This window comes from Caballeronia sp. LZ001 (assembly GCF_031450875.1).
Classification (GTDB): Bacteria; Pseudomonadota; Gammaproteobacteria; order Burkholderiales; family Burkholderiaceae; genus Caballeronia.
The window spans coordinates 2,252,017-2,273,403 of record NZ_JARTVX010000004.1; the positions used below are offsets into that span (position 1 = coordinate 2,252,017).

Below are 21,387 nucleotides of genomic sequence, written 5' to 3' on the forward strand. Positions count from 1 at the left end.
TTGCGCCCCTCATTCCACCCCGTGAACTACGGGGAGCGCGCCAGCATCGAGGCGCACGGCTCGCCGTTGCGAGACGGCAAGCGAGCGCAGAGTATAGCAAACGCCACTCGCGCTAATCGGGACGTCGCGCGGAAAATTCATCACGCTGACGCCAACGGCGTACGTTCAGGGTTTATCCCTATCAAGTTGGATCAGAAACGGCCGCCATCGCAATAATGGACCCTATCCCCGATACCAAGCCACAAGGCGCGTTCTCGGCATTGCTGGCAGACCAGGACCTGACTCATCTCGAGCGGGTGTTGCGGCAGTCATTGTCGCGCGACGCGGGCGGGTACGCGCTGCCACCAGCGTATTGGCGCGAGCGTCTCGCGGCCATCACGCGGCAGGCGCATCTGTCTCACACGCAGTTGCAGACGGTGCATCGGTTGTATTTGTATGTCGACCGGTTCGAAGCCGCCGCGGAGGCACGCGAAGCCAAGCGCCTGGCCGATGCTGCCGATATCGAACCCGGCGCGCCGCTCAGTGCCGATGCCTGAGCCACCACTCCCGCAGCGGATGATGCGCCGCTTGTTCGAGCTCACGTCGCGCCATGCGCTCGCGCCGCGCATCGCGCCAATCGTCGGCCAGCAAGACGATGCTAATGGCGGCAAGCGCCGCGAGGCCCACTAGAAACATCGGTAAGTCGAACATGGCGCCCTCCTTTGAATTGCCGCCATGTCTTCATGATAGGACGTGCAGTCACGCACGGCCAGCCAATCATCCGCCCGCCGAAGCCGAAGTTGAAGCCCCCTGCCGCGCCCGCTGCTGTTGCGCATGCGCCGCGAGCCGCACGGCCGCATTCGCCGCGCCGTAACCATCGTAACCGCCGCGCCGTTCGATCACTTCCAGGAAGAAGCGCTGATCGAGCTGCTCGGTGTACGCATGAAAAAACTCGCCGCCACGCTCGTCGCGATCGTAAAGAATGTTGTGTTCGTGCATGGCGTCGATCAGTTCGTCGGCCAGGCCGTAGCGCGCAACCAGATCGTCGTAGTAGTTGCGCGGAATGCGCAGGAATTTGACGCCATCGGCTTCGAGTCGAGGAATGGCATCGAAGATATCGGACGTGCTGAACGCCACGTGATTCAAACCCGAACCGCGATAAGTCGTCAGCGACTCCACCACCGCCGTATGCCGGTCCATCGACGCATTCAGCGCAATGCGCACCGACCCGTCGCGGCTGCGTACCGCACGGCTGCGCACGAGACCGTACGGGTCCGGCACGGTCACGCTCGCTTCGACCTCGAAGCCGAACGCGCTGCGGAAAAACAGCACCCAGGTGTCGAGCGCGTCGGCGGGCAGCGACAGACACACGTGGTCGATACGTTCGAGCGGACCCACTTCGTAAGGCCCGTCGATGTCCGTCAAAATGAAATCGGATTCCCACAGCGTGGGACCGCCCGGTTCCTCATCGACGAAATAATCGAGGCTGCCGTCAGGCGACTGCACGCCTGGCACCACGCGCTCGTTCGGTCCGACCTGCCCCGAAAACGGCTTCGACCCATAAGCGGCCGCGCGTTCGAACGCGAGCTTCGCGTCATCGACATGAAATGCGGACGCGCACAGCGACAAGCCGTGCTGCTCGAAGAACGCGCTCGCGAAGGAATCGGCTTCCGCGTTGAGCACGATCGACCCCGCGCCATGCCGGTACAGCGAGACATCCTTCGAGCGATGCTTGCCCGCCAGCCGAAAGCCCAACCTGCCGAGCCAGCCGGCGACATGTTCGCGCGTGGCGGCATCGACGGCGAATTCGAGGAACTGGAAGCCGATATGCGCGGGCGGCGCGGGCGGATCGAAGAGTTCGGCTGGCGCCTGGTCGCCCATCAATGCGCGCGTCTGCTCTTCCAGAAAGCGCAGCGAGCGATGCCCGTCCGCGGCGGTGATGGCCGTGGGCGCCGCGCGAAAACCATCGTTGAAGATTTCGAGCGAGAGCGGGCCGGTATAACCCGCTTCGAACACGCGCGCCGTGAAGCCCGCGACATCGAACGCGCCTTGCCCCGGAAAGCAGCGATAGTGACGGCTCCATTCGAGCACGTCCATGGCGAGCACGGGCGCATCGGCGATTTGCACGAAGGTGATGCGGTCGCCCGGAATCCGCGCGATCTCCTCCACCGAATCGCGGATGGAAAGCGTATGGAAGCTGTCGAGCACGATACCGAGACTCGCGTGATTCACGGCATCGACGAGTTTCCACGCGTGCTTGTACGAGTTGACGTGACGCCCCCACGCAAGCGCTTCGTAACCGACGATCACGCCCGCTTCTTCCGCGAGGCGCGCGAGCTTGCCGAGTTGATCGACGATCAACGCGTCGTCGCCGATGGTGTCCGGCGACACATTGCTGCACGCCAGCATGCGATCCGCGCCGAGCTCGTGCATCAGCTCGAACTTGCGCTTCGCGCGCTCGGCGTTCTTCGCGAGACGCTCGGCGCTCACGCCCTCGAAGTCGCGAAACGGCTGGAACAGATAGATGGCGAGGCCAAGATCCGCGCACATGCGGCGCACGTCGGCGGGCGTGCCGTCGAAGTACAGCAGATCGTTCTCGAAAATCTCGACGCCATCGAACCCTGCCGCGCGGATTGCCTTCAGCTTCTCGGGCAAGGTGCCGCTGATGGATACCGTCGCAATGGATGTCCGGATTGAACGCAGCATCGCTGCCTCCTCGTTGCATTCAGATGATGCGGGTGGATCGGTGCAGTCCCGTCAGTGTAGGACGTTCGCGGCGCTTGCGGGAAACGGAGCGGTGCGCACGCAATCCACGTCATTGTGCGCAAGCATAACAAACTAACTAGACCGTACAAATACGTGAAAACACCGAAGGACACGGCACCGAGCGCCCGTCACACTGCGCTTACATTATTTGCACTGGAGTATTGCGCATGACCAGCAAAGCGTCTCCCCGCTCCTATCTCGTCGGGCTGATCGGCTCGGGTATTGGCGGCTCGCTCACGCCCGCGATGCACGAGGAAGAAGGCGGCAAGCTCGGGCTCAACTATGTGTATCGACGGATCGACTTGCAGGCGCTCGCGCTCGAACCGTCCGCGCTGCCCGATCTGCTCGATGCCGCCGAACGCATGGGCTTCGACGGGCTCAATATCACGTATCCGTGCAAGCAGAGCGTGATCCCCTTGCTCGACGACCTCGACCCCGACGCCCGCGCGCTCGGCGCGGTCAATACGGTTGTCTTCAGGGATGGCAAGCGGATCGGCTACAACACCGATTGGTCGGGTTTCGCGCGGGCGTTCGAACGCGGTCTGCCGGGTGTGCCGATGGATCGCGTGGTGCAACTCGGCGCGGGCGGCGCGGGCGCGGCGGTGGCCCATGCCGCGCTGACCATGGGTGCGCGATCGCTCACGCTATTCGATTCGGACGACACTCGCGCGGCCGCGCTCGCAAGCGAACTCGCCGCGCGTTTTCCCGATCGCGAAGTCAAGAGCGGCGGCGATCTACGCGACGTATTGCAGAAGGCGAACGGCCTGATTCATGCGACGCCCACCGGGATGGCGAAACTGCCCGGCCTGCCCTTGCCCGCCGAGTTTCTGCACAAGGACTTGTGGGTGGCGGAGATCGTCTATTTCCCGCTCGAAACGGAGTTGCTGAAAGCAGCCCGCGCGCTCGGCTGCCGCACGGTGAGCGGCGGCGGCATGGCGGTGTGTCAGGCCGTGGATGCGTTGCGCATCTTTACCGGCCTCGAACCGGATGCCGAGCGCATGTTCGCGCATTTCCAGACCTTGCTGGAACGCTGAGCCCTTCGGCGCCCTCGAAACCAAAACGGCGGCACTCGCAGAAGTGCCGCCGTTTTGTCTTGGCTCGTCTTGGCTTCAGTCTTCGCGGCGCACGAAGCGCAGTACCGCTTCGATGATCATCTCGCGATGCCGCGCCCGTGAACGCGGCCCGGATGGATCGCGCCCGAACGCCGCGCCCCACGTATGCCGATTCGCCACGCGATGAAAACAGAACGAGCTGATCATCAGATGTAGATCGATCGGGTCGATGTCCTCGCGAAAACGCCCCGCCGCGACACCGCGCGCAATCAGGTCTTCGATGGTCTTGATGACGGTCGAGTTACGCGCCTTGAAGGTCTTCGACTGCTCGATGTACTTCGCGCCATGCACGTTCTCGATAGTCACGAGACGCACGAAATCGCGATGCTTGTCGTGATAGTCGAACGTGAAGCCGATGAACTCGCGCATGGCCTCTTCAGGGTCCAGCTCTTCCAGCCTGAGCTCTTGTTCGAGCGCGCGGATGTCGCCATACACCTGCTCCAGCACGGCTTCATAGAGACCGTCCTTGCTGCCGAAGTAGTAATACAGCATGCGCTTCGTGGTGTTGGTGCGCTCCGCGATTGCGTCGACGCGCGCGCCGGTCAGACCCATTGCCGAGAATTCCTGCGTCGCGATGTCAAGGATGTTCCGCTTGGTCTCCTCAGGATCGTACTTGCGCCGCCCTTCCGAGGACGACGAGGGCGCAGCACTGGCGGCCTTGCTTCCTTTCTTCATTTTTCTGTCTGAGAACGGCATCGAAAATCGATTCTAGCATGGGGTTTCCAAGCGTCTTATGCGCTTCATCCCTATGCGCGGCATTTGTTTTCAAAGGCTTAACCTATAATTTTTCGGTCCCCGATGCGTGGTCCGCATCAATCAAACGAGAATCGAATGAAGCACCTTCAGGTACTTGCCGCATCCTTGCTGGGTCTTGGCGCCCTGCACGCGGCGGCGCAGACGCAACTGCCTCCCGGTCATCCCGCCACGCCGCAACTGCTTGCCGCCGAAGGCGTGATGACGAGCGCGAACATCGCGCGCGGCGCAGCCGACGTGTGTCATATCGACGCTGCCAAGGTGGCCCGTTTCAAGGACATGGCACGCAAGAACTTCCCCGATGCGCCCGACTTCGACGCCGAGTGGAAGCTCGGGCTCGCGCAGGCGCAACCGACGGTGGATCGCATCAACAAGCTGCAGACGAGCAATCCGGCGCAATACCAAAAGCAGGTCGACGAAGCCTGCCCGGCGCTGAACAAGGGTATCGATGAAGCGACGGCACAGGCTCAATAAGCCGTCGTCCGAAGCGCCTTATTTGCGTTGCGCGTTGGCGTAGTGCAGGCGCTTCTCTACATACATCGCGGCATCGGCGCGTTGCAGCATCGGCTCGATGCGCTCGCCTTCGTGCGCGGTCGCGGCGCCCATCGCGAAGCTGAGCGGCATGCCCGAGTAGAACTGATTGTTCACTTCGAGCAACTGGCGAATGCCGTCCATCAGCGCCTCGCCGCCGCGTTCGTCCGTGCCGGGCAGCAGCACCATGAATTCGTCGCCGCCTATCCGCGCCGCCTGGAACGGCTTCTCCACCGCCTTCGAGAGCACTTCGCCCGCGCGGCGCAGCAAGGCGTCGCCGGCCGCGTGGCCGAGCTGATCGTTGACGGTCTTGAGGCCATTCACATCGACCGCGATGGCCGTCACGGGGAACGGGCCCTTGCGCTCCAGCCGATTGATTTCATCGGCATAGAACGAGCGATTCTTGAGCTTGGTGAGCACGTCGTGCTTGCCGAGAAACTCCAGATACGCCTCGGCCTTCTTGCGCGCGGTGATGTCCGTGAGCGCGACGAGCACGAGATCCCAGCGCTTCTCGTGCCCCGGAAACACCGAAAATTGCAGGTGCACGTGCACCTCGTTGCCATCGAGCGAATAGTTCAGCACCTCGCGCTGATGAAAGAGCTTGTGCTCCCATAGCTCGATCAACTGCTCCTGAAAGTGCTGCTGCATGTCGTCGCGGAACACTTCCGGCAGACGCGCGAGCAAGGTCGCCTTGTCGGGCGCGGCGAACATGCGCAAGGTGTGCTGATTCACGTCTAGGACGTGAATCTCTTGCATGCATCGTTCGACGAATTCGGGATGCACGCTCGTAAAGGTACGGAAGTCGACGATACCCCGTTCGCGTACATCGTCGAGCAAGTCTTTCACGGAACTGAAGTCTTCCACCCACAGCGAAACCGGCGAATGCTCGAAAAGGCCGCGCGCATAAAGGCCGCTCGCCGCGGTCTGGCGGCGCATGGTTTCGAGTTCCGTGATGTCCTCGATGGTGACGAGCACACGGCTCCACGTATTCTCGTGCCCCGGCAAGATCGCGGCCTTGAGAAGCACGTCGAGACGCTTGCCGTCGAGCGTGTAGTTGACCGTCTGGCTTACGAAACGCGGTTCGCCGGACCAGAGTTGCTCCAGTTCGTCGATGTGCGTGGTCAGCATGTCGTCGCGAAACACGCGTTCGAGGTTTTGCACGAGATGATCGAGGTCTTTCGCGCCGAACAAGCCGAGCGTGCGCCGATTCACCTTCACCACCCGAATGCGAGAAGAGCATTCGACGATGCGCGCCGGGTCTTCTTCGAGGAACGCGCGCAAGTCGGTGACGCCCGCGGCGCGCCAGCGCTCGAACTGCTCGCGCACGGCGCTGAAGTCTTCGAGCCAGAGCGAGACCGGAGCGAGGTCGAACATGTCGGCATCGTCTTCCGGCACGCTCGCGGGTGTGAACTGTCCAGTGATTGGGCGCGGATCGTTTGGCATAAAAATCCCTTCGGCTCGCGTCGGAGCGCTATTCATCGCACGATTTGTCTCAATATTGTAGCGCGCCGCTTTTACGTCCCATCCGCTGAAAAGCGAGCAGATTCCGGGCGATTTTCCCGAATCGGGAGCGACGCCCGACTCAATTGAGGGGCGGATGCTACACTCGATCGAATAACGCGCCGCAAGTTCAACTCCCGATCGTAGGCATGCTTGCTGCAATCGGTTGCGTGCTGCCGTATTCAAGCGTGCATCGACACACGTCCGCGGACCCTTCAGTCCGCCAACTCCCAACACGCGACAAGGAGGCATGACTCTCATGGCTGATTTCCGCATCTGGTCCGACGAATTTCCCGCCAACGGTTACTTGACGCGCGAGCACGAGTTCGATCAGCAGGCTTTCGGCGTCTCGGGCGACAACCTTTCCCCGGCGCTGCAATGGGAAGACCCGCCGGCCGACACGCGAAGCCTCGCGCTTACCGTCTACGATCCCGACGCGCCCACCGGCAGCGGCTTCTGGCACTGGGTCGTGGTCAACATTCCCGCCGATGTCCGCTCGCTGCCGCGCAACGCGGGCAAGGCGGATGGCAGCCTCTTGCCGGCGGGCGCGCTGCAAATGCGCAACGACTACGGCACGGTTGGCTTCGGTGGCGCCGCGCCGCCGCGTGGCGACAAGCCGCATCGCTACATCTTCCGTATTCACGCGCTGAAGGCGGATCAACTGCCGCTCGACGCCAACGCGACCAATGCCGTTGCGCGCTTCATGACTCATCTCAACGAGATCGACTCGGCGACGTACACCGGTCTCTATCAGCTGAAATAAGCACCACGCTTCTTCTCCGGACGATGCGCGCATCGTCCGGCCGTTGAACGCGCCGCTCCTACCTCTCGCCTACCGATGGATTCCGAACAAGGTCTTCCCCTGCCGCAGCGTTATTGGGCCATCGCGGTGGTCGCGCTCGGCATTACGCTCGCGGTACTCGACGGCGCCATCGCCAACGTCGCGTTGCCGACCATCGCGCGCAATCTGCTGGCCTCGCCCGCGGATTCCATTTGGATCGTCAACGCGTATCAGCTCACCATCACCATCTCGCTTTTGCCGCTGGCTTCGCTCGGCGACCGTATCGGCTACCGTCGCGTGTATATGGCCGGCCTCGCGGTCTTCACTGTCTCGTCGCTGGCCTGCGCGATGTCCGGTTCGCTGCTCACGCTGACGCTAGCGCGAATCGTGCAGGGATTCGGCGCGGCGGGAATCATGAGCGTGAACACCGCGATCGTGCGCATGATCTATCCGCAAAAGCATCTGGGGCGCGGCATCAGCATCAATGCAACCGTGGTCGCGATTTCATCGGTGATCGGTCCGACGGTCGCCTCGGGCGTGCTCTCGGTCGCCACCTGGCCGTGGCTCTTTGCCATCAACGTGCCGATAGGACTCGTGGCGCTTGCCATCGGCACGAAGGCGCTGCCGCGCATGGACGGGCATCGCCGGCCTTACGACTACATCAGCGCGCTGATGAACGCGCTTTTCTTCGGGCTTGCCATCGTCGCGGTCGACGGGCTCGGGCACGGCGAGCATCGGCCGTATGTGATCGGCGAGTTCATCGTGACGGCGGTCATCGGCTACTTTTTCGTGCGCCGGCAATTGCGTCAAAGCGCGCCGCTTTTGCCCGTCGATCTGTTGCGCATTCCAGTGTTCGCACTATCGATTGGCGCGTCGGTGTGTTCGTTCTGCGCGCAGATGCTGGCGTTCGTGTCGCTGCCTTTTCTGCTGCAGAACGGCTTCGGCATGAGTCAGGTCGAAACTGGCTTCCTGATGACGCCGTGGCCGCTCGTGATCGTGTTCGTCGCGCCGCTCGCGGGCGTGCTCGCGGATCGTTATCCCGCTGGTCTGCTGGGCGGCATCGGGCTGGCGGTTCTGACCGTGGGTCTTGCGCTGCTCGCCACGACAGGCCCGCATCCGGATGCGTTCGATATCGGCTGGCGCATGGCTGTCTGTGGGCTTGGCTTCGGGCTGTTCCAGTCTCCGAACAACCGACAAATCATTTCTTCCGCGCCACGGCATCGCAGCGGCGGCGCGAGCGGCATGCTCGGCACGGCGCGGCTGACGGGGCAGACACTCGGCGCGGCTATCGTCGCGTTGATCTTTGGCGTCGAGCCGCAGCACGGGCCGCTGATCGCGCTTGGCGTAGGCGCTGGTTTCGCGGCGACGGCGGCTTTGGTTAGTCTCTTGCGGCTGACGGGGAAGCGTAGCGTCGAGACCGTTTGATGGTTCGGCTTTAGCCATGGTTTGGCCGATCACCGACGCGCCCCAGCCCCCACTTGGGCACACCCCTTGCTCCTTTTCGAATCAGGTATCCGCCTCTTGCGGTGCATCAAAATTCGAGCAATGAAGGAGTGAAGCAATGGCAATTTCCCTTGACGGTTACAGGGTCGCGATTCTTGCATTGGACGGCTTCGAGCAAGCCGAACTAATCGAGCCGCAGCGCGCGCTCAAGGAAGCTGGCGCGCAGGTCGATGTCATTTCTCAAAAGCCCGGACAGATCCAGGGCTTCAAACACGTCGACAAAGGCGACAAGGTCGATGTGGACCAAACCTTCGACGCCGCCAACGCATCCGATTACGACGCCGTCGTGCTGCCGGGCGGCGTGGTCAACGGCGACGCCATCCGCCTGGACGCCAAGGCGCAAAGCTTCGTGAAGGAAGCGGATCAGGCGAAGAAGCCCATCGCCGTGATCTGCCATGGCGGCTGGCTGCCGATCTCGGCGGGCATCATTGCAGGCCGCACGATGACGAGCTGGCCGAGCCTGCAGGACGACATTCGCAACGCGGGCGGCACTTGGGTCGATCAGGAAGTACAGATCGACGGCAATCTCATCACGAGCCGCAAGCCCGACGACATTCCCGCTTTCAACAAGGCACTGATCGACGCGCTCGGCAAGACGCGCGCCGCCTGAAACAAGAAGCGACGGGGCCACCGTATTCAACAAGAATCAACGACCAAAACGGAGTCGAGCCGATGATGCCGCGATCGTTGTTCGCAGGCTGTGCAAGTGCGATAACGCTGGCCGTTGCCTGCGCTGCTCACGCGCAGACCGGTGACGCCGCGAGCGCCAAACTGTCGAGCGTCGACCAGCAGTTCGTGCAAGACGCCGGCACCGCGGGCGCGACCGAAATCGCAGCCAGCAAGCTCGCGCTCACGCATGCAAGCGGCAAGCAGGTAAAGGACTTTGCACAGCGAATGATTGCGGATCATACGAAGCTCGCGCACAGCCTGGATGGAATCGCAAAACGCCACGGCATGAGCGAGCCACCGAGCGCGGATTCGTCGGTGATCGGCAGCCTGCAAAATCTTCAGGGCGATGCATTCGACGATGCCTATATCCAAAAGGTAGCCGTCGATGGGCATCGCAAGGCCATGGAGTTGTTCAAGCAAGAAAGCGAGCAAGGCAATGACGCCGCGTTGAAGGCAGTCGCGGCGAAGGCGTTGCCCGTTATCGGCCATCACTACGCCATGGCGCAACAACTGGCGAAGGCAAAGGCGGCGTCATGAGCGTCTTTCAATTCATGGAAGTCATCGATGTATCCGACAGCCCTGCAACACGGCTGACCCGCGCCGTAGCGGACGCGCATGCAAGACATCGTCCGGCCTATGAGGATTCGACCATGCATATCACCTTTGCAGACGAAAAACCCGTGTTCGATGGCGACGACCTCGCCCTCCACTTCACCGCGCTCGTCGACTCCGAACCCGTCGTGTGCTCTATCAGCGCCGAAGCGCTAGAAGATCATTTCGGCGCTCCATCCGCGCGCGAGGACGATCTGCTTCCCGCATTCGAGCGCGGCGAGGCGCGCATTCGCGCGGTATGCGCCGAAGTGCTCGATGACAACGGCGGCGTGCCCGTCGTGCTGCGTAGCGGCTTGTTCCGAGTCGCGGGACTCGAACCGGATTGAGCAGGACTTACATCGTTAATCCTTTGTCCCGCGAGCGCACGCGCCCGGGCCGAACCACGCAACACTGAAAAGAAGGAGGGAATATGTCCCTGATCATCGCGGGTCGCTTCCAGACTTTTCCCGCTGCCGAAGCCGCGGCACAGCGCCTCTTCGAACGCGGCTTCATCGAAGAAGATGTCACCCTGTTCTTCGTGAATCCGGGCGGTCAACATGCGCGGCATCCGCTGGGTGGCGATGTCGGCACCGACGTTGGCGCGCGCTCCTCGCCCAAGGGCGCAGGTAAAGGCGTGACCATCGGTGCGGTCGTGGGCGCTATCGTCGGCGCGGCGCTCTTCGCCATCTTCAAGGCGCCGCTGATCGTCTCGGCCATCGCAGCAGGCGTCGGCGCCTACGTTGGCTCGCTGGCGGGCGCGATGTCGCATACCAAGACCAAGGAATCGGCTCACACCGAAGCGGCGCCGCGTCATGCGGGCGTGCTGGTCGCGGTGCATGTGTCGCCGGAGAATTCGAACGATGCCGCCACCATCTTGCGCGATGCAGGCGGCGTCGATGTCGAACGCGCGTCGGGCCGCTGGCAGCAAGGCAAGTGGAGCGACTTCGATCCGTCCAAGCCGCCGAAGCCGGTGGAAAAGTTTGCGGAACATCGTGCCTGAAGCGAATGACTGCGGAAAGCGGTCTGCCGGGCACGCCGCGTGCGTCTACTCGTACCAGAGCCAACGTGCCGGATGTTGCACGATGGCAAGATCCAAACTAATAGGAGGTGTCATATGAGCACGAATGTCGTATCGGTACTCAACGATCTCATCGAAACGTCGAAGGACGGCGAAAAGGGTTTCCTCAAGGCCGCCGAAGAGACGCGTGACGCAAGCCTCAAGCTGCTATTCCAGGACCGCGCGCAAGCCTGCACGACGGGCGCACGCGAGTTGCAGGAAATCGTTCAGCGTCTGGGCGGCACGCCGGAAACGGGCGGCTCGGTTGCAGGCGCGCTGCATCGCGGCTGGGTCGATGTCAAATCGGCCGTCACCGGTCACGGCGATCACGCGATTCTCGCCGAATGCGAGCGCGGTGAAGATTCCGCCAAGAAGAACTATCGCGAAGCACTCGACAAGGATTTGCCCGCCGATGTGCGTGCCGTGGTCGAACGCCAGTATCAGGGCGTGCTCGAGAACCACGACCGTATCCGCGATCTGCGCGATCAGTACGCCGCAGCGAAGTCCTGATTCGGTTTAGCGTCGAAGCCGCGAGGTTGGCGGCTCGTGATGCGACAGTCGCCGCGCCAAGTGCGCGGCGATTTTTTATTGCGGCGCGCGCGTGTGGAAGCGAAAGCTCAAAGAGAAACGGCCGCTTGCGCGGCCGTTTCAGTTAAGCAGCAGGCAACGACGAAGGCTTAGTGCGGCTGACCCTTATCGTTCGTCCCGAGCGCGGAAGCCGCAGCGGCCGCCGATGCGCCCTTCAGCTTGTGCGCCTTGTCTTGCTGATGCAGATACGTGCCTTTCTGCTTCTTCGCCGGAGCGGCAGCGGCGTCGGAAGCCGCTTGCGCGAATGCCGTCGTCGAGAATGCGAGTGCCAGCGCGCCAATCAAGGCCATCTTTTTCGTCTTCATAAGAGCTCCATTTGCCGTGGCCCTTGGATGCATCGCGAAGGAAGCATTCGCAGGCCGGCTTTGCGTAACGTCCTCGAACGGACGTACTTCGTTTTAAGGTAGCAAAGATGCTGCGAGGGTATTGCGTGTCATGTCTGTCTGCGACTTTCGCATGGCCGCGCGCACGTTCTCCACGCTGCTCATGCAAGACCCGCGCTAGAAGCCTGGCTTCATCGTTCAAGAGAGCGATTCGCCAAACTTCCGCGCGGGTTCCGATACTGCGACTGCTACACCGCGACCCGCCGTGACGAGCCGGGCATACGCACTATGCCATTAGTTGGCAGCGATTTTAAGATGGTTTTTCACGGAAGCAACACCGGAAACCTGCTTAACGGTTTCTTCGGCGGCGGTCTTGTCTTCCGCCGACGGCACCGTGCCGGTCAGCGAGACGACGCCGGCGCGCGTCTTGACGTGAATATGCGTCGACTTGACGTTCTTCGCTTGCAGCAGTTCGGCCTTGACCTTGGTCGTCACTGCGCTGTCATCGACCTTTTGGCCAACGGACGTGTCCGTCGAACCCGAGTTCGTCGTCGTGGTCTGCGCGTTCACGTTCAGCGCGAACACGACACATGCGATACCGCCAGCAGCTTTGAGGAATTGAGTCGTCTTCATGGCAATACTCCATTTTTTCGATTTTCGATACTGCGCGTCCGCGGCTTTGAGCCTGTTTGCGGAACGCCCCGTGGGTGCTGCTTTTAGTGATGCTCGATCACGTTCGCCGCGTGTTGCACGAATCGTGTCCCCCCTACCGCAACTTGCGTGCCGTGCCCCGTCAAAAGTGCTTAGTGGGTCTCCGCACGCAGCAAAAAAGCCCGACGAATCAAAGGGCTTGGCGCTTCTCGAAGTCGTCCTCGGCAAGCGCGGCATCAACCGCTCAAGTCCAATCCATAAGCCCGGGAGGGCGCGGCGCTTTTGTCTGAGTGCGTGTAAAAAGTGCGCGAAAGCATCGCTTCGCCAAGTGAAAACAAGCCGTGGACAAAGATCGAAACGTAGATGCAGCAGGCATCCGATGCGCATTGGCATAACCATTGCTTTAGTCCTCGTTACGAACACCTCTCAGTCCAGAATAACGAGGATTAGCAAGCAATGCCGCCTACACTCGAACTTCGCACCAAGCAAAGCCTCGCACTCACCCCGCGCCTTCAGCAGTCGGTACGCCTGCTGCAGTTGTCGTCGCTGGAGTTTCAACAGGAGTTGCGTAACGCGCTGGACACGAATCCGTTTCTCGAATACGACGAGTCGCAAACCGAAGACAACGCCCTTTCCGCCGACAACGGCAATTCGATGAGCGACTCGCCGCTCTCGAATTCGTCCGACAATGCGACCGAAGCGCCAATGGCCTCCGAAAGCAGCATGGACAGCGACTCCGGCGGCGACAACAATTCGCGCGACGACTCCATGAGCGACTACTCGTCCGATCCGTTCGGCCGCAGTTCGACGCGCAACAGCGGCGACGGCGAAGGTTCCGATCCCGCCGACTGGGTACGCATCGAGCCGTCGCTGCATGAGACCTTGCACGATACGCTGCGCCTCTATCAACTCAGCCAGCGCGACCGCGCGATTGCCCAGCTCATCATCGAAGCATTGGATGACGACGGCTATCTGCGTCAGGAACTGAGCGAACTCGCCGATGTGGTCGATATCGAACCGGCGCTGACCGAAGACGAACTCACTATCGCACTCAAGCTCGTGCAGTCGCTCGACAAGCCGGGCGTCGGTGCGCGCAACCTCTCGGAATGCCTGACCCTGCAGCTCGATGCGATGCCCGAAGGCACGCCGGGCCGCGCCGTCGCACGCGAGATCGTGGGACATCATCTGGAACGACTTGCACGTCGCGAGCAGGCCGAACTGCAAAAGAAGATCGGCTGCAGCGCGGAAGAACTGCGTATAGCGTGTGCGCTGGTGCGTCGTCTCGACCCGAAGCCGGGCGAGAACTACGGCGCGAGCGAAGACAACTACGTGGTGCCGGACGTCATCGTACGTCAGGTCAAGAAAAGCTGGGTCGTCACGATCAATCCGGCGGTGTTGCCGCGCGCGCGCATCCACCGCATGTACGCGGAATTGTTCGCGCAGTCCGCTGGCGCAAGCCGTTCGCCGCTCGCGCAACAGTTGCAGGAAGCGCGCTGGCTGATCCGCAACGCGCAGCAGCGCTTCACGACGATTCAACGCGTGGCCGAATGTATCGTCTCGCATCAAAAGGCGTTCTTCGATTACGGCGAAATCGCGCTCAAGCCGCTCGTCCTGCGCGATGTCGCCGACGAGCTCGGCCTGCACGAATCGACCATCTCGCGCGCCACGGGCAACAAGTACATGTCGACGCCGCGCGGCATCTTCGAATTCAAACACTTCTTCCCGCGCGAACTCAGCACGGAAAGCGGCGGTACATGCTCCGCTGCCGCCGTGCGCGCGCTGCTCAAGGAAATGATCTCGAAGGAAAACTCGCGCGACCCGCTATCGGACGTGAGCCTTGCCAAGATGCTCGCGGATCAGGGCGTAATCGTCGCGCGCCGCACGGTGGCGAAGTATCGTCATCTGATGAAGGTGCCGCCCGCCGAGTTGCGCCGCCAAGCCTGAACGCATGCAGATTTCACGCGCTGACGCATTGGGCGACGACCCGGTCAAGAGAGTCGCCTCGTAGCCTCAGCATGCAGCCGCCCTTTCAACGGGCGGTTTTTTTATGCGCGGCCGAATCGCCGCGTTTAGTCGACGCGCTAACGCCAGCCTGCTTCCCGATGCGTGCGCCTGCGTGCCGCCGTTGCCGCCAGCTCCGCGCCGAGCAAAAACACCGCCGCCGAGTAGTAGAGCCACATGAGGATGATCGCGAGCGACCCCGCCGCGCCGAACATGTTAGCCGTGCCCGCATGCGCGAGATAAAACGCAAACAGTCGCTTGCCCGCCTCGAACAACATGGCCGCCGCGGTTGCGCCTAACGCGGCGTCGCGCCACATCATGCGCGTGGTCGGCAAGAACTTGAGCAGAAGCGTGAACGCGAGCGTGAGCATGCCAAGTGAAATTGCGCGCTGCGTGACGCTCGACACAATGATGAACGGATTGCCGTCGCCGAAAGCCCAATGGCCGAGCACTTCGACGAGCGCATCGAGCACGAGCAACGCAACCACCAGCAAGCCGGAGCCGACGACCAGGCCGAAGGACATCAGCCGAACGCGCAGCAGCGAGACGATGCTTTCCTTCGCGCTCACAATAGGCGTGGGCCAGATCACGTTCAGCGCGCTATGCAGCGATGAAAACGTCGCCGACGCGCCGATCAGCACGCCGCCCGCCGAAAGCAGCGCCGTGCTGCGCGCGATATCGGCGTGCCACGCGTTGGCGACGATGGCTTCGAGCGCGTGCGCCGCATCGGGGCCGACCACGCCGCTGATTTCATCGAAGAGTCTGCCTTGCACGGCATCCGCGCCGAAGAAAACGCTCGCGACCGCGATGACGATGACGAGCGTCGGCGCCAGCGAGAACGCCGCGAAAAACGAAATCGATGCGGAGAACATCAGGCAATGGTCCTGAATCCATTGCCTGACGGGATCGACGAACCACGCAACCCAGCCGAAACGCGACGTGCGGCCGACAGCGACAGGCGTGGAAGAGGTCGGAACTTCTCGGGTCATCGGCGTAAGCTTGGCGGTTATCAATCGCCGATGTTAACGCCGCTTCGAAAGACGTGCGTAAAAACGGCGCGCCGCAAGTGCATCGCGGCACGCCGTATCGATCGTTAATGCGTGCTCAGACCTTGTCTTCGTCGTCCGCGGGGTCGGCGTCTTCGTCGAGCAGGCCGCGCGTTTCGTCCTCAATGTCGTCCGGCAGAATGTCCGCGTCCGGTTCGAGATTGTGGTCGCCATCGGCGGAAGCTGCCTCGCCCGTGCCGTAGCGGTCGGTATCGCTCGCGAGTTCGGCTTTGGACTGGCCGAGCGCGTGGGCATCGAGTTCGTCTTCGATGTCGCCCGGATGACGCATTTCGCCCTGCACGTCGGAACCGCTATCCGAGGAATCGCTCGGACCTAACGCGCCTGTGCCGTGCCCCTTGCCAACTTCGATCTCGCCTTCTTCATTGGGATTCAGAGTGCTTCCGCTCATCGTGACCTCCTTCGTTTCGTGTCGAAGGTTGAAGCGCAAGGAGCGTTCCGCGCAAACCGTGCGGCGTCGAATGGCGCGCACAAATAAAAACCCCGCGCCGTGTAGAGGCGCGGGGTTTTCTGATTACACGTTCAAGCCTTGGCGGAGGGCCGTCTTGCCTGCGTCGATGTACTCGCGCCCTGGCGCACCGTCTTGACGGTCTGCTCTGTGACGGAAGTCGCGGTTGCGACGCTGCGCAGATCCGACAGGAACGAATCGCGCCACACGGACAGATTGTTCTCGCGCAGCGGCGCCATCATATCGGCGTGACGCGCCTGGCGTTCGGCGAGCGGCATCGACAACGCACGTTCGAGCGCCTCGGACATCTGCGACAGATCGAACGGATTGACGACGAGCGCGCCCGGCAGTTGATCTGCCGCGCCGGCAAATTGCGACAACACGAGCGCGCCCGGATCGGCCGGGTCTTGCGACGCGACATATTCCTTCGCCACGAGATTCATTCCGTCGCGCAGCGGCGTGACATATCCGACCTGCGAAAGCCTGAAAAGCGCCATCAGCAGATTGCGTTCGTATTTGCGGTTGAGATATTGAATCGGCGTCCAGTCGAGTTGCGCAAAACGGCCATTGATACGCCCCGCTTCGCCTTCCAGGTTCTGGCGAATGCGCTGATACGTCTGCACATCCGAGCGCGTCGGCGGCGCGATCTGCACGAGCGAAACGCGGCCATGCCAGCCCGGCGCGTTGAGCAACAGGCGCTCGAAAGCCTGGAAGCGCTCGACGAGGCCCTTCGAATAATCCAGCCGATCGACGCTCATGATGAGCTTGCGGCCACGCATGCTGTCGCGCAGGCTCTTGACCTGCTTGCGGTTGGAGAACTGATCCGCTGCCTTGGCGATGGCGTCCGGATAGATGCCGATCGGATACGCGCCCACTTTCAGCATGCGGCCAAACGCCTGCAACATGCCGTCTTCGCTCAGATGACCCCGTCCGCTGCGTTCGACGTAATCGGTGAAGGACTGCTTGTCGGCATCGGTCTGAAAGCCCACGACGTCGTACTGACACATGCCGGCAATCAGTTCCTCGTGCGGTGGCACGGTCCGCATTACTTCCGGCACCGGAAACGGAATGTGCAGAAAGAAGCCAATCGGATTCTGGATGCCGATCTTGCGGCACTCCTGCGCGAACGGCAGCAAGTGATAGTCGTGTACCCAGATGATGTCATCCGGCTTGATGAGCGTCTTGAGCTTCGCGGCGAGTCCCGCGTTCACGCGCATATAGCCCGCGTATTCCTCGCGATCGAAGCGCGACAGGTCGTTGCGGTAGTGGAAAGTCGGCCACAGCGTGGCGTTCGAAAAACCACGGTAATACTGGTCGTAATCGCGGCGCGTCAGGCCGACGGTGGCATACGTCACATTGCCGTTTTTCTCGATGACAGGGTCAGCCGCTTCACCGACGATCTCGCCGCTCCAACCGAACCATACGCCGCCCGTCTCCTTGAGCGCATCCAGAACGCCGATAGCAAGACCGCCCGCGCTGGGCTTGCCTTCCTGGATCGGCGCGACGCGATTCGAAACCACGATCAATCTGCCCATTACAGCATCACCTCTCAGTTGTCGTTGCTTGCTCGAATTGGCGGCTGAAGATATGCAAGAGCCGTGCCTTTTTGAGACACGGGCAGGATGAAAATTCGTATCCAAGTGTTACGAACGAAATCGGATACGCGGTAAGCCGTCGCCGCGTAGAAGTTTTTGCTCTTTCGTCGAAGGAAACGAAGGCGGTGAAATCAGGAATCCTGCTCCGAACCCAGGTCGCGCTGATAGTCGATTCCCTCGCGGCGCACGCCGCCCTGATTGTGCTCGCCGTCGGGCGGAGCGTCAGGTGCGGGGCGGTTCTGGCTGGCGGGATCGTGTTCGATCGGCGGTGCCGGCGCGGCTTCGCCACCAGCGGTTTTAGCCGCCTCGGCGCGTGCTTCGCGCTTGGAAGAGTGACGCGCGGAGCGTCGGAGTGCGGGATGCCTCATCAATGCCTCCAGAGAAGAAGGCCGTCGAAAATGACGTCGGCGGCGTCGGACCGATCTTGTCGCAATGCGTCTTTATTAGAAAAATCGACCGGACACTGCTTGCAGCGCCGGTCATCGTTGCTGGCTACGTTGTAATCCCTACCTTCGAGATGGAAACTTATTCAAAGCCTGCACAGATTCAGTGAATGGTCGAAAGTCCGCCAATTCCCTTATTGCGCGTGCGGCGCTTCGTTCGGTCCGGGCGGCGGGTCGCCAATGGGCTGCATCGGTTGTTCGGGCGGCTCGCGAGTCGGATCGGGATTCGTGTCGGGCGGGATCGGCGTGGGCGGCGGCTGATCGGGCGGCGTCACGGGCGGGTCCGGCGGCTGGGGCGTCTGCGCGCTGATTCGAGCGCTATCGGATGCGAAATCGGGCATGTCAGGCTCCTTGCGGTCTTGTGATCGTAATCGCCGCATCCACGCTCCTTTTCCTGCGGTTTCCCGCGCGTGGATGGCAGTCAGAGGTCAGCAAGGCCTATGCCCTTGTTTCTTCCAATTTACGCCTACCTCACGCCAGGACTCCGCTTCATTATCGGCGCTGAATCCGCATGCGACAAATAAAAAAGCCCGCGCTTTTGCAAGCAGCGGGCAATGTTTTGTCTAAAGATAAGCGAGGTTCAGGTATTTTCGCTATCCGCGTCAGAAAGGTCTCCGCCTTCTCCGACGGCTGCCTTGCCAGCGGCATCCTCGCCGTATTCGACGAGCCGGTTATACAGCGTCTTCAGGCTGATGCCGAGAATTTCCGCCGCCCGCGTCTTCACGCCGCCGCATTGTTCGAGCGTAGCGAGAATGAGTTGCCGATCAGCCTGCGCGAGCGACGTGCCGAAGGGAATCGTCACGGCCGTGCCCGCCGAAGGACGCGACAGTGAAATCTGCAGCGGCACGGTGGCCGTGCTATCCGAATCCGTACCCGACATGATGTACGCGCGCTGCACGTAGTTCTTCAACTCGCGCACGTTGCCGGGCCAGTTGTAGGACGCGAGCATTTCACGCACGGCGGCGGGAAACACCTTCTTCGTGTTGTAACGCGAGTTGAGTTCGTCGAGGAACGCCTGCCCGAGCAATTCGACGTCCGTGCCGCGTTCGCGCAGCGGCGGCAGGTTGATCGGGAACACGTTCAGGCGGTGATACAGGTCGAGCCGCAGTTTGCCTTCGAGCACGGCCTGCTCGGGATCGCGATTGGTCGCGGCAATCAGGCGCACGTCCGTTTCGAGTTCCTTCGTGGTCCCGACGCGCATGAACATGCCGGTTTCGAGCACGCGCAACAGCTTCACCTGAAGCTCGATAGGCATCTCGGTGATTTCGTCGAGGAACAGCGTGCCGCCGTTCGCGCGCTCGAAATAACCCTTGTGCTGCCGGTCCGCGCCAGTGAACGAGCCGCGTTCATGGCCGAACATTTCGGATTCGATCAGGTTCGGCGAAATGGCGCCGCAATTCACCGCGATGAACGCGTGCTTGCGTCGCAGGCTCAGCTCGTGCAGCGTCTGCGCGGCGACTTCCTTGCCGGTGCCGGACTCGCCGATCAGCAGCACGGACGCTGCCGTCGGTGCCACGCGGCCGATCTGATCGTAGACCGTCTGCATGGCCGGCGAATTGCCGAGCATCAGCCCGAAGCGGCCCATGCGGCGCAACTCGCCACGCAAGGTGCCGATTTCCGCTTTCAGGTCGCCGGCGCGCGGCAGGCGCGAAAGGATCGCCTTCACGCGCTGCATGTTGATGGGTTTGACCAGATAATCCGCCGCACCCATCTTGAGTGCGCTGACCGCGGACTCGACGGTCGCATGGCCGGTAATGACGATGAACTCGACGCCCGAGCGCGGGTCCAGATCCTCGAACAGATCGACGCCGGTGCCGTCGGGCAGCTTGAGGTCGGTAAACACGACGTCCGGCGTCTGCCGCACGAGCTGGATGCGCGCCTCGCGCAAGTCGCCTGCCGTGGCTGTCGTCAGTCCGTCTTCGCCGATGATCGCGGCTAGCGCCTCGCGGGTACTGGGATCGTCATCGACAATCAATACATGTGGCATTGCGTCTCGATATTTCCAAAGCGTTTTCAGGGTCACACGCCAAGTGCGGCGTGGTCTTCTCCGGGCGATCACACGGTGGACTGCCCGGGCCGGTGCGGCTTTCGGTCATGCGCCCGTTGTGGCTCGAGCTTGAAGTGCATGACGCAAAAAGCGCGAGAAATAGAATAATTTCCGATGCGCTGTACGCTTGGGTCTCTCAGCCGTAAGTTTTTCCATTTAGGCAACTTATGGCGGATATTCGTTGATTATAAAGGTTTATCGACATAAAAACGCACGCCGGTCGGGCGTGCGTGGAGTTCGTTCAAACGCGGCGGTGATGAAAACGCCTTCCGGCAGCACTCCGTCGCTCGCAATTGAACGACGGTCGTGAACTACTGCGCGTCAGCTTCGCGGGAAATTCCAGGCGTCTGCCGTGCCGCCTACGCCGTGACCATTCACCTCATGCGGCGCGGGCAAGCGACTCGACGGCGTCAGCACCTTGCCGCCCTCGTCTTCCCAACGGTGCAGATCGCGGGCCGTGCGACGTGTGGCGGCATCGCGCGATTGCGCCCATTTCCATGCAAGCACGCTGCCCACCGCGAACAGCGCCCCGAAAATTCCGATTGAAGGACGTGCCATCTCGTTTTCTCCCTTGGTTATCTAAATCGCTGTTTGTGCCTTGATTTCGCCGATGCGCGCTCTTGACTACCCAGCGCGCTTCGATCAGCGGACAACCAGAAGCCCGATGAGAAAGCCCGCGCCCGCCGCGATACCCAGCGATTGCCACGGATTTTCGCGCACATAGTTTTCGGTGCACTCGACGCTGGTCTTGTAACGCGTCTGCGCGCTTGCTTGCGCGTCTTCGAGCGCGGAGCGCGCCGAATCGACGTGATCGCGAAGGCGCGTGCGCAAGGCATCGACGCCCTCGCCCGGCAGCGACGCCGAGAGCCGCAACAACTCTTCCGAGTCGTTGAGCAGCACCTTGATGTCTTCGATAATTTTCTGCTTGCCCAACGCAAGCTGGACAGTCGTCTCAGTCATGAAATCAGGTCCTTGCCTTAGAAAT

26 protein-coding genes are annotated in these 21,387 nt (G+C 61.8%); 12 read left to right on the top strand and 14 right to left on the bottom strand.

The genetic code is table 11. The features are described from left to right. The first annotated feature begins 215 nt into the window (after window positions 1-215). Window positions 216-536 (top strand): hypothetical protein, encoded by a 321-nt coding sequence (locus P9292_RS21430; RefSeq protein WP_309961147.1) that lies wholly within the window; start codon window positions 216-218, stop codon window positions 534-536. Here P9292_RS21430 and P9292_RS21435 read toward each other — a convergent pair. Continuing rightward, window positions 520-690, bottom strand: coding sequence for a hypothetical protein (locus P9292_RS21435; protein ID WP_250464003.1), 171 nt, complete (start codon window positions 688-690; stop codon window positions 520-522). The two genes, P9292_RS21430 and P9292_RS21435, sit on opposite strands and share 17 nt — an antisense overlap. Window positions 691-756: 66 nt before the next feature. Beyond that, a complete protein-coding gene (locus P9292_RS21440; protein WP_250464024.1) occupies window positions 757-2,673 on the bottom strand; it encodes a sugar phosphate isomerase/epimerase and 4-hydroxyphenylpyruvate domain-containing protein in 1,917 nt (638 codons plus the stop codon). A gap of 239 nt (window positions 2,674-2,912) precedes the next feature. Between P9292_RS21440 and P9292_RS21445 the strand changes: the two genes are divergently transcribed. Next, on the top strand, window positions 2,913-3,779 hold the full coding sequence (locus P9292_RS21445; RefSeq protein ID WP_309842074.1) for a shikimate dehydrogenase: 867 nt from the start codon (window positions 2,913-2,915) through the stop codon (window positions 3,777-3,779). 75 nt (window positions 3,780-3,854) lie between these two features. Here P9292_RS21445 and P9292_RS21450 read toward each other — a convergent pair whose 3' ends face one another. After that, entirely contained in the window at window positions 3,855-4,532 is a 678-nt protein-coding gene (locus P9292_RS21450; RefSeq protein ID WP_244827470.1) for a TetR family transcriptional regulator, read from the bottom strand. 156 nt (window positions 4,533-4,688) lie between these two features. On the opposite strand from P9292_RS21450, the gene P9292_RS21455 reads away from it, so the two are divergent. Beyond that, window positions 4,689-5,084, top strand: coding sequence for a hypothetical protein (locus tag P9292_RS21455; protein WP_309961149.1), 396 nt, complete (start codon window positions 4,689-4,691; stop codon window positions 5,082-5,084). An 18-nt stretch (window positions 5,085-5,102) separates the two neighbouring features. Here the strand turns inward: P9292_RS21455 and P9292_RS21460 are convergent, their stop codons facing one another. After that, complete coding sequence (locus P9292_RS21460) at window positions 5,103-6,584, bottom strand: sensor domain-containing diguanylate cyclase (protein ID WP_250525582.1); 1,482 nt, start codon at window positions 6,582-6,584, stop codon at window positions 5,103-5,105. A gap of 316 nt (window positions 6,585-6,900) precedes the next feature. Between P9292_RS21460 and P9292_RS21465 the strand changes: the two genes are divergently transcribed. From P9292_RS21465 to P9292_RS21495, 7 genes are all read left to right on the top strand, one after another. Then, entirely contained in the window at window positions 6,901-7,404 is a 504-nt protein-coding gene (locus P9292_RS21465) for a YbhB/YbcL family Raf kinase inhibitor-like protein (protein WP_250463998.1), read from the top strand. A gap of 75 nt (window positions 7,405-7,479) precedes the next feature. Further along, on the top strand, window positions 7,480-8,847 hold the full coding sequence (locus P9292_RS21470; RefSeq protein ID WP_250463996.1) for an MFS transporter: 1,368 nt from the start codon (window positions 7,480-7,482) through the stop codon (window positions 8,845-8,847). Between the two features lie 136 nt (window positions 8,848-8,983). Beyond that, a complete protein-coding gene (locus P9292_RS21475; RefSeq protein WP_250463994.1) occupies window positions 8,984-9,535 on the top strand; it encodes a type 1 glutamine amidotransferase domain-containing protein in 552 nt (183 codons plus the stop codon). A 62-nt stretch (window positions 9,536-9,597) separates the two neighbouring features. Next, window positions 9,598-10,131 (top strand): DUF4142 domain-containing protein, encoded by a 534-nt coding sequence (locus P9292_RS21480; protein WP_250525580.1) that lies wholly within the window; start codon window positions 9,598-9,600, stop codon window positions 10,129-10,131. 113 nt (window positions 10,132-10,244) lie between these two features. Next, window positions 10,245-10,532, top strand: coding sequence for a DUF1488 domain-containing protein (locus tag P9292_RS21485; protein WP_244827994.1), 288 nt, complete (start codon window positions 10,245-10,247; stop codon window positions 10,530-10,532). An 83-nt stretch (window positions 10,533-10,615) separates the two neighbouring features. Continuing rightward, complete coding sequence (locus tag P9292_RS21490; RefSeq protein ID WP_244827463.1) at window positions 10,616-11,185, top strand: hypothetical protein; 570 nt, start codon at window positions 10,616-10,618, stop codon at window positions 11,183-11,185. 114 nt (window positions 11,186-11,299) lie between these two features. After that, on the top strand, window positions 11,300-11,752 hold the full coding sequence (locus P9292_RS21495; protein WP_250463990.1) for a PA2169 family four-helix-bundle protein: 453 nt from the start codon (window positions 11,300-11,302) through the stop codon (window positions 11,750-11,752). Window positions 11,753-11,919: 167 nt separating this feature from the next. Here the strand turns inward: P9292_RS21495 and P9292_RS21500 are convergent, their stop codons facing one another. Together P9292_RS21500 and P9292_RS21505 are read right to left on the bottom strand one after the other, a co-directional pair. Next, window positions 11,920-12,135 carry a hypothetical protein gene (locus P9292_RS21500; protein WP_250463988.1) on the bottom strand — a complete coding sequence of 72 codons (216 nt, stop codon included), beginning with the start codon at window positions 12,133-12,135 and terminating at the stop codon, window positions 11,920-11,922. Between the two features lie 312 nt (window positions 12,136-12,447). Beyond that, window positions 12,448-12,786, bottom strand: a complete 339-nt coding sequence (locus tag P9292_RS21505) for a BON domain-containing protein (RefSeq protein ID WP_244827460.1) — start codon at window positions 12,784-12,786, stop codon at window positions 12,448-12,450. Between the two features lie 474 nt (window positions 12,787-13,260). Here P9292_RS21505 and P9292_RS21510 point away from each other — a divergent pair, with 474 nt between their 5' ends. Next, on the top strand, window positions 13,261-14,748 hold the full coding sequence (locus tag P9292_RS21510) for an RNA polymerase factor sigma-54 (protein WP_244827459.1): 1,488 nt from the start codon (window positions 13,261-13,263) through the stop codon (window positions 14,746-14,748). Between the two features lie 137 nt (window positions 14,749-14,885). On the opposite strand, the gene P9292_RS21515 is transcribed toward P9292_RS21510, so the two are convergent. The 4 genes from P9292_RS21515 to P9292_RS21530 all read right to left on the bottom strand — a co-directional run bounded on the left by P9292_RS21515 (window position 14,886) and on the right by P9292_RS21530 (window position 18,280). Next, entirely contained in the window at window positions 14,886-15,794 is a 909-nt protein-coding gene (locus P9292_RS21515; protein WP_309961151.1) for a YihY/virulence factor BrkB family protein, read from the bottom strand. Window positions 15,795-15,909: 115 nt separating this feature from the next. After that, window positions 15,910-16,260 (bottom strand): chemotaxis protein, encoded by a 351-nt coding sequence (locus P9292_RS21520; protein ID WP_244827457.1) that lies wholly within the window; start codon window positions 16,258-16,260, stop codon window positions 15,910-15,912. Between the two features lie 131 nt (window positions 16,261-16,391). Then, window positions 16,392-17,852 (bottom strand): alpha,alpha-trehalose-phosphate synthase (UDP-forming), encoded by a 1,461-nt coding sequence (gene otsA / locus P9292_RS21525; RefSeq protein ID WP_309961153.1) that lies wholly within the window; start codon window positions 17,850-17,852, stop codon window positions 16,392-16,394. Between the two features lie 191 nt (window positions 17,853-18,043). Further along, complete coding sequence (locus P9292_RS21530) at window positions 18,044-18,280, bottom strand: hypothetical protein (protein WP_244827455.1); 237 nt, start codon at window positions 18,278-18,280, stop codon at window positions 18,044-18,046. A gap of 2 nt (window positions 18,281-18,282) precedes the next feature. Here P9292_RS21530 and P9292_RS21535 point away from each other — a divergent pair, with 2 nt between their 5' ends. Beyond that, complete coding sequence (locus P9292_RS21535; protein ID WP_309961156.1) at window positions 18,283-18,465, top strand: hypothetical protein; 183 nt, start codon at window positions 18,283-18,285, stop codon at window positions 18,463-18,465. A gap of 24 nt (window positions 18,466-18,489) precedes the next feature. Here the strand turns inward: P9292_RS21535 and P9292_RS21540 are convergent, their stop codons facing one another. From P9292_RS21540 to P9292_RS21555, 4 genes are all read right to left on the bottom strand, one after another. Next, window positions 18,490-18,696 carry a hypothetical protein gene (locus tag P9292_RS21540; RefSeq protein WP_309961158.1) on the bottom strand — a complete coding sequence of 69 codons (207 nt, stop codon included), beginning with the start codon at window positions 18,694-18,696 and terminating at the stop codon, window positions 18,490-18,492. Window positions 18,697-18,935: 239 nt separating this feature from the next. Further along, the gene (locus P9292_RS21545) at window positions 18,936-20,342 is read right to left on the bottom strand and encodes a sigma-54 dependent transcriptional regulator (protein WP_244827452.1); all 1,407 of its coding nucleotides are present in this window, start codon (window positions 20,340-20,342) and stop codon (window positions 18,936-18,938) included. Between the two features lie 381 nt (window positions 20,343-20,723). Next, window positions 20,724-20,960, bottom strand: a complete 237-nt coding sequence (locus P9292_RS21550; protein ID WP_244827451.1) for a hypothetical protein — start codon at window positions 20,958-20,960, stop codon at window positions 20,724-20,726. Window positions 20,961-21,044: 84 nt separating this feature from the next. Next, entirely contained in the window at window positions 21,045-21,362 is a 318-nt protein-coding gene (locus P9292_RS21555) for a YqjD family protein (RefSeq protein ID WP_250463984.1), read from the bottom strand. Window positions 21,363-21,387: the final 25 nt, after the last annotated feature.

Coding starts and splice junctions, on each gene's coding strand:
- P9292_RS21430 (WP_309961147.1), top strand. CDS start 216: ATGGACCCTATCCCCGATACCAAGCCACAAGGCGCGTTCTCGGCATTG.
- P9292_RS21435 (WP_250464003.1), bottom strand. CDS start 690: ATGTTCGACTTACCGATGTTTCTAGTGGGCCTCGCGGCGCTTGCCGCC.
- P9292_RS21445 (WP_309842074.1), top strand. CDS start 2,913: ATGACCAGCAAAGCGTCTCCCCGCTCCTATCTCGTCGGGCTGATCGGC.
- P9292_RS21450 (WP_244827470.1), bottom strand. CDS start 4,532: ATGAAGAAAGGAAGCAAGGCCGCCAGTGCTGCGCCCTCGTCGTCCTCG.
- P9292_RS21455 (WP_309961149.1), top strand. CDS start 4,689: ATGAAGCACCTTCAGGTACTTGCCGCATCCTTGCTGGGTCTTGGCGCC.
- P9292_RS21460 (WP_250525582.1), bottom strand. CDS start 6,584: ATGCCAAACGATCCGCGCCCAATCACTGGACAGTTCACACCCGCGAGC.
- P9292_RS21465 (WP_250463998.1), top strand. CDS start 6,901: ATGGCTGATTTCCGCATCTGGTCCGACGAATTTCCCGCCAACGGTTAC.
- P9292_RS21470 (WP_250463996.1), top strand. CDS start 7,480: ATGGATTCCGAACAAGGTCTTCCCCTGCCGCAGCGTTATTGGGCCATC.
- P9292_RS21475 (WP_250463994.1), top strand. CDS start 8,984: ATGGCAATTTCCCTTGACGGTTACAGGGTCGCGATTCTTGCATTGGAC.
- P9292_RS21480 (WP_250525580.1), top strand. CDS start 9,598: ATGATGCCGCGATCGTTGTTCGCAGGCTGTGCAAGTGCGATAACGCTG.
- P9292_RS21485 (WP_244827994.1), top strand. CDS start 10,245: ATGCATATCACCTTTGCAGACGAAAAACCCGTGTTCGATGGCGACGAC.
- P9292_RS21490 (WP_244827463.1), top strand. CDS start 10,616: ATGTCCCTGATCATCGCGGGTCGCTTCCAGACTTTTCCCGCTGCCGAA.
- P9292_RS21495 (WP_250463990.1), top strand. CDS start 11,300: ATGAGCACGAATGTCGTATCGGTACTCAACGATCTCATCGAAACGTCG.
- P9292_RS21500 (WP_250463988.1), bottom strand. CDS start 12,135: ATGAAGACGAAAAAGATGGCCTTGATTGGCGCGCTGGCACTCGCATTC.
- P9292_RS21505 (WP_244827460.1), bottom strand. CDS start 12,786: ATGAAGACGACTCAATTCCTCAAAGCTGCTGGCGGTATCGCATGTGTC.
- P9292_RS21510 (WP_244827459.1), top strand. CDS start 13,261: ATGCCGCCTACACTCGAACTTCGCACCAAGCAAAGCCTCGCACTCACC.
- P9292_RS21515 (WP_309961151.1), bottom strand. CDS start 15,794: ATGACCCGAGAAGTTCCGACCTCTTCCACGCCTGTCGCTGTCGGCCGC.
- P9292_RS21520 (WP_244827457.1), bottom strand. CDS start 16,260: ATGAGCGGAAGCACTCTGAATCCCAATGAAGAAGGCGAGATCGAAGTT.
- otsA (WP_309961153.1), bottom strand. CDS start 17,852: ATGGGCAGATTGATCGTGGTTTCGAATCGCGTCGCGCCGATCCAGGAA.
- P9292_RS21530 (WP_244827455.1), bottom strand. CDS start 18,280: ATGAGGCATCCCGCACTCCGACGCTCCGCGCGTCACTCTTCCAAGCGC.
- P9292_RS21535 (WP_309961156.1), top strand. CDS start 18,283: ATGCCTCCAGAGAAGAAGGCCGTCGAAAATGACGTCGGCGGCGTCGGA.
- P9292_RS21540 (WP_309961158.1), bottom strand. CDS start 18,696: ATGCCCGATTTCGCATCCGATAGCGCTCGAATCAGCGCGCAGACGCCC.
- P9292_RS21545 (WP_244827452.1), bottom strand. CDS start 20,342: ATGCCACATGTATTGATTGTCGATGACGATCCCAGTACCCGCGAGGCG.
- P9292_RS21550 (WP_244827451.1), bottom strand. CDS start 20,960: ATGGCACGTCCTTCAATCGGAATTTTCGGGGCGCTGTTCGCGGTGGGC.
- P9292_RS21555 (WP_250463984.1), bottom strand. CDS start 21,362: ATGACTGAGACGACTGTCCAGCTTGCGTTGGGCAAGCAGAAAATTATC.